11 protein-coding genes are annotated in these 12080 nt (G+C 36.1%); 9 read left to right on the top strand and 2 right to left on the bottom strand.

Features of this window, described 5'->3' with window-relative positions:
- Positions 1 to 84: 84 nt before the first annotated feature.
- Positions 85 to 1509, bottom strand: coding sequence for an ATP-dependent DNA helicase (locus tag ACFRAE_RS04275; protein WP_422795884.1), 1425 nt, complete (start codon positions 1507 to 1509; stop codon positions 85 to 87).
- A 73-nt stretch (positions 1510 to 1582) separates the two neighbouring features.
- On the opposite strand from ACFRAE_RS04275, the gene ACFRAE_RS04270 reads away from it, so the two are divergent.
- The 3 genes from ACFRAE_RS04270 to coaD are packed head-to-tail and all read left to right on the top strand — an operon-like array spanning position 1583 to position 3378.
- Positions 1583 to 2371 carry a DUF3822 family protein gene (locus tag ACFRAE_RS04270; protein ID WP_422795883.1) on the top strand — a complete coding sequence of 263 codons (789 nt, stop codon included), beginning with the start codon at positions 1583 to 1585 and terminating at the stop codon, positions 2369 to 2371.
- Complete coding sequence (locus ACFRAE_RS04265) at positions 2359 to 2895, top strand: RsmD family RNA methyltransferase (RefSeq protein ID WP_422795882.1); 537 nt, start codon at positions 2359 to 2361, stop codon at positions 2893 to 2895. The genes ACFRAE_RS04270 and ACFRAE_RS04265 overlap by 13 nt, the downstream gene beginning before the upstream one ends.
- Before the next feature lie 3 nt (positions 2896 to 2898).
- Positions 2899 to 3378 (top strand): pantetheine-phosphate adenylyltransferase, encoded by a 480-nt coding sequence (gene coaD, locus ACFRAE_RS04260; protein WP_422795881.1) that lies wholly within the window; start codon positions 2899 to 2901, stop codon positions 3376 to 3378.
- Here the strand turns inward: coaD and ACFRAE_RS04255 are convergent.
- Positions 3365 to 4675, bottom strand: coding sequence for a DEAD/DEAH box helicase (locus ACFRAE_RS04255; protein ID WP_422795880.1), 1311 nt, complete (start codon positions 4673 to 4675; stop codon positions 3365 to 3367). The two genes, coaD and ACFRAE_RS04255, sit on opposite strands and share 14 nt — an antisense overlap.
- 284 nt (positions 4676 to 4959) lie before the next feature.
- On the opposite strand from ACFRAE_RS04255, the gene ACFRAE_RS04250 reads away from it, so the two are divergent.
- The 6 genes from ACFRAE_RS04250 to kdpB all read left to right on the top strand — a co-directional run bounded on the left by ACFRAE_RS04250 (position 4960) and on the right by kdpB (position 12076).
- Positions 4960 to 5847, top strand: a complete 888-nt coding sequence (locus tag ACFRAE_RS04250) for an OmpA family protein (RefSeq protein WP_422795879.1) — start codon at positions 4960 to 4962, stop codon at positions 5845 to 5847.
- Between the two features lie 136 nt (positions 5848 to 5983).
- Positions 5984 to 7321, top strand: a complete 1338-nt coding sequence (locus ACFRAE_RS04245; RefSeq protein WP_422795878.1) for a sigma-54-dependent transcriptional regulator — start codon at positions 5984 to 5986, stop codon at positions 7319 to 7321.
- 159 nt (positions 7322 to 7480) lie between these two features.
- The gene (locus ACFRAE_RS04240; protein ID WP_422795877.1) at positions 7481 to 7840 is read left to right on the top strand and encodes a DUF7674 family protein; all 360 of its coding nucleotides are present in this window, start codon (positions 7481 to 7483) and stop codon (positions 7838 to 7840) included.
- 93 nt (positions 7841 to 7933) lie between these two features.
- Positions 7934 to 8269 carry a DUF7674 family protein gene (locus tag ACFRAE_RS04235; protein ID WP_422795876.1) on the top strand — a complete coding sequence of 112 codons (336 nt, stop codon included), beginning with the start codon at positions 7934 to 7936 and terminating at the stop codon, positions 8267 to 8269.
- 96 nt (positions 8270 to 8365) lie between these two features.
- Complete coding sequence (kdpA, locus tag ACFRAE_RS04230; RefSeq protein ID WP_422796002.1) at positions 8366 to 10054, top strand: potassium-transporting ATPase subunit KdpA; 1689 nt, start codon at positions 8366 to 8368, stop codon at positions 10052 to 10054.
- Positions 10055 to 10066: 12 nt separating this feature from the next.
- The gene (gene kdpB, locus ACFRAE_RS04225) at positions 10067 to 12076 is read left to right on the top strand and encodes a potassium-transporting ATPase subunit KdpB (protein WP_422795875.1); all 2010 of its coding nucleotides are present in this window, start codon (positions 10067 to 10069) and stop codon (positions 12074 to 12076) included.
- Positions 12077 to 12080: the final 4 nt, after the last annotated feature.

Genomic DNA, 12080 nt, shown 5'->3' with positions numbered 1-12080 from the left:
ATTGTTATTAATTAAATTAGTTCACACGAAAGTATCCTATTCCGTATAATTTTGAAAATTGTTTCTGTATTATTTTTGATAGGATTAGCCTTCGTAGAACTTTTCGCTAAAATTAACTAAAAACAATTCTTTGGTCGCTCGAGTGATGGCGGTATACAGCCAACGCATAAATTCTGTATTGAGCATTTCATCAGTCATATAGCCTTGATCTACAAAAACTAGGGGCCATTGACCACCCTGAGCTTTATGACAAGTGATCGCGTAGGCAAATTTTATTTGAAGGGCATTGTAATAAGGATCTTTCTTGATCGCCTCTTGCCGATGCTTCCGGTCAGGAATATCTTCATAATCCTTTGAAATACTTTCGTAGAGCTGTTTTTGTTGTTCATACGGCAGGTTAGGTGCATCCACATATAAACTATCCAATAAGACTCGGCAACGAATGGCATCACCCTCATTATTATCCATAAATTCTAAATACAAGTCTGCATAACGAAATCCGTGCATTTCATGAACATTACTTACTTTTTTGATCACCGCCATATCGCCATTGGCAATAAAGCCTTGACTTTTCTCATCATTATCTTGTAGCCAGAAATAGTTGTTTCGAACTACCATGATCAGATCTCCTCCAGTGATTTCTTCCTCTCTAAATAATATTTGATTTCGAATATGTTTATTGTATAAATTTGCAGATTTGTTCGATCGACAAATGACCATAGCTTGCTGTATACCATACTTATCGTAGGCATAATGTAAACCTTCTATTAAACGGTCGCCATTCATTCGATAGATGTCTTTAAAGCCATTCGTCTTAAATTGCGGATAACTGTATTCCGAAAAATCTTCATCCAATCGGATTTCATTTCGGATTTTGGTCGCATTAAATAATATCCCCGAACCCTTATCCTGTCTTACAACATCAGTCAATTCGTAATGAGCAACATCTAAACCAAACTCTTGCGCTATATATTCGGGATTCAATGCTGGACTCTCTTCCATACCCACGGGAGGTAATTGCGCAATATCTCCTACAAACATTAAACAACAATTTTCCCCCGACTGGACATAGGTTATTAAGTCTTGTAAGAGTCCATGAGAAAACATGCTATGCCCTTCATTACTTACCATAGATGATTCATCGATAATGAATAAGGTGTTTTCATGTGTATTATCAGCTAAGCTAAATTGCAGGTCTATACTAGCCGCATTTTTCTTGCGGTATATTTTTTTATGTATGGTCATTGCTTTCCTTCCTGAATAGGAGCTCATTACTTTAGCAGCTCTTCCTGTAGGAGCTAGCAAGACCGTTTTTTTTTGCAATCGACCTAAACTATTGACTAAAGCAGCAATGATCGTTGTTTTTCCGGTACCCGCATAACCTTTCAATATAAAACAGGAAAAGTGCGAAAATGTAAGCAGAAAATCAGATAATAGACCAAAAACTTCTTCCTGTTGTTTGGTAGCCTGGTGAGAAAACTGTTGTAATAGTATATTTTTAACCTGCACAATTCAAAGTTATCCAAAAGGTTGGTCAATCCAATTTTTAAAACTAATTTTGTCATAAAAGCATCTGCAAAGCATGGATTTTACATCAACACAATTTCATTTACACTATATCGCTCAGTACAAGTTAGTTATCAAGGCTAGTTACCAAAATGACATCATTTATGTATTATCAGAGGATAAACAAGTCTTGCTGTATATGAATTATGATCAAGCGAATCCTTCCGATGCCGCTTTAAAATTATTAAGTCTTCCTTTTCAGCAAGTATACATCAGTATTCCCTATCAAAACCTGACATTTATACCCGATGAATTATACAATGCTGATGACCTAATTGAATACCAGGACTTTATGAGTAATCCGGTTTTACCAGCCAAAGTTACCTCTATTGATTTTTTAGGAATTAAGGCTTTATTTCAATACGATGCACTTTTGGAACAGCAGTGGAGGTCTTTATTCCCTGAAGCTCAATTTATTCCTGAGTTTAAACTAAACTTCCAATTAGCTAGACCACATATTCCATTGCAAGGGGAAGTGTTAGGCGTGCTTGTCAATGAGCATTCTACAGACCTCTTTTTATTTATTAATGGTCATTTTAAATTTTATAATAGTTTTGAAATCTTAACAGAAGAAGATCTTAATTATTTTATACTGAATTTATTTGATATGTTCGGGGTTAAAGGATTAGTTTCTAAAGTGTTATATGCGAATGCAAATCATCAAAAGGACTTCGCAACACAACTCGCTAGTTTTGCTCATGAATTAATCTTTATTCAATCCAATCAATCCATACCGGATATTGCAGAACTGTCAAAAAATGTTACGACCAGCTATATCTTAGATCTACCTACATGCGCATCATAGGAGGAAAAGCAGCCGGTTTACGTTTAAATCCACCACAAAATTTACCCGTAAGACCAACAACGGATATCGCTAAAGAAGCTTTATTTAATATTCTGAATAATCGAATTGATTTTGATGGATTAACCTGTTTAGATCTATTTGCTGGAACAGGTAATATTTCTTTTGAGTTAGCATCAAGAGGAGCTAAATCGGTCGATAGCATTGATTTACATGGCAAATGTGTTCAATACATTAGTGAAACAGCCAAAAAGCTTAATCTTGATCAAATAAAAACTAGAAAAGCTGATGTATTTAAATTCATAAATTCCGTAAAAGCACCTTATGATTTAATTTTCGCTGATCCACCATATGACATTGGGCAATTGCCTCAATTACCTCAATTCATTTTTAACAATAATTTACTTACTTTGGGTGGTTTGTTAATCGTAGAACACCCATCCAGCAGAAAAATGATGGACCATCCTCAGTTTTTAGAGTGTAGGGTCTACGGAAATTCATCGTTTAGTATATATTCCAATAAATAAAATATGAAAGTAGCTGTATTTCCTGGGTCATTCGATCCATTCACTATTGCTCACTTAGATTTAATTGAAAGAGCACTACCATTATTTGATAAAATATACATAGCAATAGGGATAAACAGTGCTAAGGTGGGTTTATTTGATGTGGATACCAAATTGAAATCCATAGCTGCATTATTTGCGGAGAATTCAAAAATCGAAGTCCAAGCCTATCAAGGTTTAACCGTTGACTTTTGTGCTAAGGTTCAAGCTCAGGTTATTTTAAGAGGATTGCGGAACGGGACCGATTTGGACTACGAGAGTATTATTGCACAAAACAATTTGATTCTTGCAGCACAAGTGGAAAGTTATTTTTTGATGAGCAGGAGCGGAATCGCCCACATATCTTCGACCATTGTTCGCGATATATGGAAAAATAATGGCGATATTTCCACCCTTGTGCCCCCCATAATTTTGAAATATATTAAAGACCTTAAATCAGACTAAGTCTCACTTTTTGGCCTTTAATTTTTGCATTATTACCCAATTTTACGATTTCTCTCGCTATACTTCTGTTTACAGCAACATAGCTGTCAAAGGCTTTTACTTCAACCATACCCACATCTGATTTTTGATAAGTACCTAATGAAAAGATAAATCCAACGATGTCTATCTTGTTGATTTTTTGTTTCTTACCCGCTGTAAATCGGATCGTTTGATAAGCCGGTAGAGGAGGTAAGGGATAGAACTCATCCAATTCCAATTCTTCTACATGTTCATAATATTCAGGACAACGATCTCCTTCAGCGATTACGGAATAAACATTACCCTCCTGCTGATTTCTTCCAGATCGGCCATTACGATGAATAAAATCCTCTTGTTTATATGGAAATTGATAATGGATAACATGGTTCATGTCGGGAATATCCAAACCACGGGACGCTAAATCTGTGGTAATTAAAATTAACTGAGATCCATTTTTTATTTTAGTAATGGCTAATTCTCTAAAATACTGATCTAAACCTCCATGATATGGTATACTATCAATTCCTTTCGATTCTAATAGGCTGGAAACGTGTTCGGTAGCTTCGCGGTGATTGCAAAACACCAATATTCGTTCGGCCCCAATTTTACAGATTAGTTTAAATAGCTGCTCTAATTTTAATTTTGTACTGCTATTTACTCTAAAATAATTAAGGTTAGGGATTAAAGCCGTTTTTTCTAAAAAATCTAATTTAATAGGGTTATTTAGTTTTACAAATTCCGGTTTATCGGTAACATCGGTTGCTGAAGTTAATATTTTATGTTTAATATCTCTACAAGCGTGAATGATATAAGAAATCTGATCATAGAAACCCAATTCCAGGGATTTGTCAAACTCATCCAAAACCAAGGTATGGGTATGCTGTAATAAACCAGGCTCCCGTTCTAAGTGATATATTAGTCTTCCTGGAGTTGCCACGATTACTTGTGGACCCTCTTTTATTTTGTTTTTCTCTAATTTACTGTTGTTACCACCATATAAACAAACCATAGAAATGGTATTGTCCATTTTTTTAATCACTGATTCGATTTGCAAGGCCAGCTCCCTTGTTGGAACTAAAATTAATGCAGAACCAATAGTTTTGGGATAATTTTTTAACAGTTTCAATAAGAGTATTGAAAAGGCTAACGTTTTCCCTGATCCTGTTGGAGACAATAAAATAAAATCTCTAGCACTGTCAAATTGCGCATTAACTTCTTCTTGCATAGCATTTAAAGAAGAGATTCCTAAATTGTCTATATACTTTTTAATTTGATCCATGGGTCAAAAGTATCATTAATTGATGAGTTATTGCTAGTGATTGTTAAATATTGTTAATCAAAACTTGTTTTTTACAAAGTTGGTATAGCATTTGATTATTAGATAGTATTCATAATTTAGGTTAATAATTGGTTAGTTAAGGCTTGAGATTTCCCCAATCTCAAGCCTTCTTTTTTTTCCTAATTATCGAATTATTCCCTGATTTTTTTAATATTTCTTAACAGCTTTTGGAATTGCTTTTATATAACTTTGTATTTAATTGAACAATTTAAAAAACAGGTTTTATGGTAAAAAGAATAAATATTCCAATGATGCTCCTATCGCTTATTTTTGTCTCTGCATGTGGTGTAAGTAAGAAGACGTATTTAGCTTTAGAAACCCAATATAAAGATTTAGGAACGCTATATCAAAAAGGACAGGTTGATTTGGCGGAGAGCAGAGCTCGAGTGAAGAGTTTGGAAGATCAGTTAGAACAGGAACGTAAAAACAATCAAAACTTACGTGAAGCATTGGCAAAACTGCAAGGTACTTTGGATAATAGTATTAGCCAAAATTCCCAAGGAAATGCCAATATTTCTAAATTGGTTGATGAAATAAATGCATCCAATAAATATATCCAACACTTAGTGAATACAAAAGCTAAAAGCGATTCATTGAATGTCGTGTTAACCAATAACCTTACACGCTCATTAAGTAGAGAAGAATTGAAAGATGTCGACGTTAAAGTGTTAAAAGGTGTTGTATATATCTCTTTATCGGATAATATGCTATACAAGTCGGGTAGTTATGAAATATCTGAAAAAGCAGGAGAGACGCTGTCTAAGATTGCGAAGATTATTCAAGATTATAAAGATTACGATGTCTTGATAGAAGGTAATACGGATTCAGATCCAATTTCTAAACCAAATATTCGTAATAATTGGGACTTAAGTACCTTAAGAGCATCTTCGGTAGTACAAGCTTTACAAAACACCTATGCTGTAGATCCTAAACGTCTTACTGCTGGTGGACGTGGAGAGTATAACCCAATCACCAATAACAGCAGTCCAGATGGAAAAGCTAGAAATAGAAGAACACAGATTATTATTACCCCTAAATTAGATCAATTTATGGAGCTTATCGATCAAGCACCTGAATCGGATACGACAGAGGCAAATGCGGTTGGCTTATAATTTGAGCTAATCTTAATTTTAGAATATACGAATAGGCTACCCTTGGGTGGCCTATTTTTTGTTTAGGTGATAAATTTCTTTGAACTCATCATACTATTCCTAAATTCGTTTAATAAATGAATAAGAAAACTCTTCTATGAAATTATTGATAATCGATGATGAAGATAAACTCAGGCAATTAATAGCACGTATCATTCAATTGGAATGGGAAAACTTAGCTATTAGTCAAGCTCCTGAACTTAAAGCTGCTTTACAATTATTAAAACAGAAAGATTTTGATGTAATTATTTGCGATGTTAAATTACCTGATGGGAATGGAGTTGATTTTGTGCTTAAAATAAAAGAGTTACAACCACTTTCCGAAGTACTATTAATGACGGCCTATGGGCAGATTGCAGATGGTGTACAAGCCATAAAAAATGGTGCGTATGATTACATTACCAAAGGGGATGATAACCACAAAATAATTCCTTTACTTCATAAAGCTTTTGATAAGGTGAACTTGGCTAAAAGATTATATTCCTTAGAAAACCAAGTCAACAAACAGTATTCATTTGATCAAATCATTGGCAAGTCCAAACCTATAATGGATGCTATTCAGCTCGGAAGAAAAGTTGCTCAAACCGATACCACTGTTTTATTATTAGGGGAGACTGGTACAGGAAAAGAAGTTTTTGCTCAAGCTATCCATTACAGTAGTCCGAGAAAGCATAAAAGTTTTGTGGCCTTGAACTGTGCGGCAATCAGTAAAGATTTATTAGAATCCGAGCTTTTTGGCCATTTGGCAGGAGCTTTCACAAGTGCGTTGAAAGATAAAAAAGGCCTATTCGAAGAAGCTAATGGAGGAACTTTATTTTTAGATGAAATTGGTGAAATGCCCATAGCGCTTCAAGCGAAGCTACTTCGGGTATTGGAAACTGGTGAATTTTATAAAGTAGGTGATAGCAAAGCGAGTAAAATTAATGTCCGTATCCTAGCAGCAACCAATAGAAATCTTTTACAAGAGTCGGAGGAAGGATTATTTCGTGCAGATTTATATTATCGACTTTCAGTTTTCAGTATCAATTTACCTCCTTTAAGAGATCGAGTTACGGATATTCCTTTGTTAATTGAACATTTTGTAGAATTATTGGCGGCTAGGATGAATCTCAAAAAACCTGCGGTTGATCAGGAATACTTGGAAGAATTAACGAATCGACCATGGAAAGGGAATATTCGGGAACTGAAAAATGTTATTGAGCGTAGTTTAATTGTCATGGACAATCAAACTTTAGATTCTACAGCACTTCCCTTTGAACCAGAACAAGCGGTTAGTATAGTGTCGTCAGGAAAGGTATATGCTTTGCATGAGATGGAGAGAAATCATATTACTAAAGTATTAGCGTATACGCATGGTAATAAAGCGGAAGCGGCTCGATTGTTAGGAATTGGAGTCGCAACTTTGTACCGAAAAATCGAAGAGTATAAATTATAGCAACCCTATCAAAATGAAAATGAGCCTATCAAAATGATAGGCTTTTTTTTTTAACTACAGTTTGCTTATTTGACATAACAAGCTGTTAAACAGGTTTTTACGAATGAATTTGTCCTTATGGAATACGTTTTGGCATCCCCAACCAAACTTATTTTAAATATGGAAAATATAACAGCTTCTGAAATGGCGAAATATGTCCGAAAACATATTCGAAAATTATCCCCTCAATTGAAGCAATTAAAATCAACAAGTGAAGTACCCGCAATTTTGCAGGTGATAGTTAGCTACATGCGCGAATTATGTTTACGTAAAAACTTTCGCTATGTCAAACGACTATTAGTTTGTGTGAGTAACCTCTATGAAAAAGGAGATCTACTCATTAAACAAAATATTGAATACTTATTCATGCATTGCCTAGCAAGGATGGATCACCTTTGTTCCATAAACCAATGGAACAGTATTATTAATCAACTTCCTTGGAACTTAAGGAAGGTATATATCGTTCAACACATTAAATAATTGGTTATGTTAAGCATACTACTCTTTTTCTTGGGCATCGTTTGCTTTGCCTTATTTTTCAAAACTATAGACTTTTTTGACCAAATATAGACTATGGAAAGTAAAATATTAAATACGGTGAAGGCTTGGATACCACAATGTTATTCTGGACAAGAGGAGCAGTCCGAATATCATGTTCTAAAGCAAGTAGCTTCGTATTGCTTGCTTCATTTTGAAGGCGATGAGGCGGAACAGCAATTGGCTAAAGAAGCTTTGCAAGTGATTGGCTTATTGTACTATAATGGTTCTTTGCACACCAAAAATGCGATAGAAAATGAATTCTTGGAACATTTGGCGGCTAGTGAATCGCCAGCTAGTCTTCGAAAGCACCTAGCTTCCTTCCCCAAAGAATTAGCTCCAGTGTATATAAAAACAATTTTAGAAAATTAATTATGATGATCGTTCTGCTTGTATTGGCCATTTTGGTATTTGCATATACCTGTTATGTGATTGTTTATCCTGAAAAATTTTAATAATTAAAAGATGATAAATTCAGAATTATGGGGCATCGTTTGGATGTTTCTATTAGCCATTGGGATTGCTATTCCTTTAGGAAAATATATTGCTAAAGTCTATGCTGGTGATAAAACGTTTTTAGATCCTGTCTTAGCTCCTTTAGAACGCCTGATTTTTAAACTGGCTGGCATCGATGCTCATCGCGAGATGAACTGGAAGGAACATTTGAAAGCTTTGTTATGTATTAATCTAATCTGGCTCGTAGGCACCATGCTGGTGTTAATGTTTCAGATTCATTTACCCTTCAATCCCGATTTAAATCCCAACATGAGTGCGGATTTGGCGTTTAATACCGCAATATCATTCGTTGTCAATTGCAATCTTCAGCATTATTCGGGTGAAACGGGTGTTTCTTATTTATCTCAAATGGTTCTCATGTATTTGCAATTTGTGTCAGCCGCTACAGGAATGGCTGCTGCAGTTGTTCTATTTCGTGCTTTTAGAGACAAATCTACCGACCAATTGGGTAATTTTTACACCTATTTATTAAAATCCTGCACTCGAATTTTATTACCCATATGCCTAATTGTGGCGAGTATTCTTATTTTTCAAGGCACTCCCATGACCATGGAAGGAAAGGGAAATATGATTACGTTAGAAGGTGATACAGTGGCCGTTTCCAGAGGACCTGCTGCAGCGTTTATTGCCATTAAGCATGTAGGTACCAATGGCGGTGGTTTTTTTGGAACGAATTCCGCACATCCTTTAGAAAATCCTACTTACTTAACTAATATGGTGGAAATGATTGGCCAACTAGTAATTCCATTGGCGATGATTTTTGCTTTTGGCTATTTCATTCGTCGCAAAAAGTTGGCTTGGATCATTTTTACGGTCATGACCCTTGGGTTTTTATGTTTAGCTATACCCAATATCATGATGGAGGTGAAAGGTAGTCCTACGCTAGCCGCATTAGGTGTTCAAGATAACCTTGGTGCCATGGAAGGTAAGGAAATCCGTATTGGGGCTGCTGCTTCAGGTTTTTGGTCTATTGTTACTACCGTAATTTCTACGGGTTCCATAAATGCAATGCACGATAGTACCATGCCTCTATCGGGGATGAATGAATTATTAGCCATGATGATTAATGCATTTTATGGCGGATGTGGTGTCGGTATATTAAACTATTTTATTTTCATCATTCTAGCGGTTTTTATTAGCGGTTTGATGGTCGGAAGAACCCCTGAGTTTTTAGGAAAGAAAGTGGAAGCTCGTGAAATGAAGATTGCTATGTTGGTGGCTTTAATCCATCCATTCCTCATCTTAGTGGGCACTGCTATAGCTGCAGCATTCCCTGCATTTGGAGCTGCTACGACTAATGATCCAGGATTTCATGGTTTTTCAGAGTTGCTGTATGAATTTACTTCAGCGTCTGCCAATAATGGGTCTGGGTTTGAAGGGCTAGGAGATAATACTGTATTCTGGAACATCAGTACAGGCATTGTGTTATTATTTGGCCGTTTTATCCCAATTATTGGTCCTGTTGCTATTGCGGGTATTTTAGGCGCTAAACGCTATATCCCAGAAAGTGCAGGTACCCTTAAAACGGATACCATGACTTTTGGTATGATGGTTCTTGCGGTTATTATTATTATCGCAGCCTTATCATTTTTTCCAGCACTGACCTTAGGTCCAGTTGCTGAATATTTTTCTTTACGTTAATTGTTGAAGAACATGAAATCTAAAAATTCTATGATCGACGCAGGTTTATTTAGGGTTGCATTGATGCAAGCATTTGTCAAGCTTAATCCTAAAATTATGCTTCGTAATCCCGTCATGTTTACTGTAGAAATAACCACTTTTATAATGTTAGGGGTTTGTGTAAGCATTTTATTAGGTGATCAATCGCAAGGTTCCTTTGCCTATAATTTTATTGTCTTTATTATTTTACTTTTAACACTGTTATTTGGAAATTTTGCTGAAGCAATAGCCGAGGCAAGGGGAAAATCTCAGGCGGATAGTTTACGTAGAACAAGGGAAGAAACTCCCGCAAAGCTTGTAAATGGATCTGTTATCTCTTCATCACAATTGAAGAAAGGGGATGAGTTTATTTGCCAAACAGGCGATATTATTCCTACCGATGGGGAAATCATTAAAGGTTTGGCCACAATCGATGAAAGTGCAATTACTGGAGAATCGGCTCCCGTAATTCGGGAAGCAGGTGGTGATCGCAGTTCTGTCACTGGCGGAACAAAAGTACTCTCCGATGAAATCATCGTCAAAGTAACCACCAGTCCAGGTGAAAGCTTTTTAGATAAGATGATCGCTTTAGTGGAAGGTGCGAAAAGACAAAAAACTCCAAACGAGATTGCCTTAACGATTTTGTTGGCAGGATTTACTTTGGTGTTTATTCTAGTTACCGTTTGTTTAAAACCATTTGCAGATTATGCGCAAGTTAGTATTAGCATTGCTGCTTTTGTCTCCCTATTTGTTTGTTTAGTACCCACCACGATTGGTGGTTTACTATCTGCTATTGGTATTGCAGGAATGGATAGAGCATTAAGGGCTAATGTATTAACCAAATCAGGTCGTGCCGTTGAAACTGCAGGTGATATAGATGTCTTATTACTGGATAAAACTGGAACTATAACCATTGGAAATCGCAAGGCTACTCACTTCCATGTAGCAAAAGGACAAGATGTAGATCATTTTATACAAGTTGCCTCCTTAAGTTCTTGGCATGACGAAACTCCAGAAGGAAAATCCATCGTTGAATTAGCGAATATCACTTGGAATCCCTCCTTTTTTGATCAAGCTAAATTAGTGAAATTCTCCGCTGAAACAAGATCTTCAGGCCTAGACCTTCCGGATCGACAAATTCGAAAAGGAGCTACCGATGCAATACAAAAAATGTTGGAATCTGCGGGTAAGGAATTTCCTGTTGATGTGTTAACCATAGTAAAAAGCATATCAGAAAATGGGGGTACCCCATTGGTTGTTGCTGAAAATAAGGTGATCCTTGGGGTGGTTGAATTGCAAGATATTATCAAACCGGGTATTCAAGAACGTTTTTCACGATTGAGAAGAATGGGGATAAAAACAGTGATGGTTACTGGGGATAATCCATTAACGGCTGCTTATATCGCAAAAAACGCAGGTGTTGATGATTTTATTGCCGAAGCCAAGCCTGAAGATAAAATGAACTATATCCGTAAAGAACAGGCGGAAGGAAAATTAGTTGCTATGATGGGGGATGGTACAAATGATGCCCCAGCACTGGCGCAAGCGGATGTTGGTGTGGCGATGAATAGTGGAACTCAAGCCGCAAAAGAGGCTGGAAATATGGTTGATTTAGATAACGATCCAACCAAATTGATTGAAATTGTGGAAATAGGGAAGCAATTGCTGATGACTCGTGGAACGCTAACGACTTTTAGTATCGCTAATGATGTAGCTAAGTATTTTGCAATAATTCCAGCCTTATTCATGCTGACTATTCCTAGTTTAGCACCTCTAAATATCATGGGTTTAAATAGTCCAACCTCGGCTATTCTCTCCGCAATTATTTTTAATGCATTACTCATTCCGCTTTTAATTCCATTAGCATTAAAAGGAGTCGCCTATAAACCATTGGGGGCATCTAGCTTATTAAGGCGTAATTTACTTATTTATGGTCTAGGAGGACTTATTGTTCCTTTTATAGGAATCAAACTCATAGACTTATGCTTATCTGCGATTTTATAATTTT

Source organism: Sphingobacterium sp. HJSM2_6 (assembly GCF_049316305.1).
Lineage (GTDB): Bacteria > Bacteroidota > Bacteroidia > Sphingobacteriales > Sphingobacteriaceae > Sphingobacterium.
Note: the sequence above shows the minus strand (reverse complement) of the source record. Positions and strands in the feature narration are given on the sequence as shown.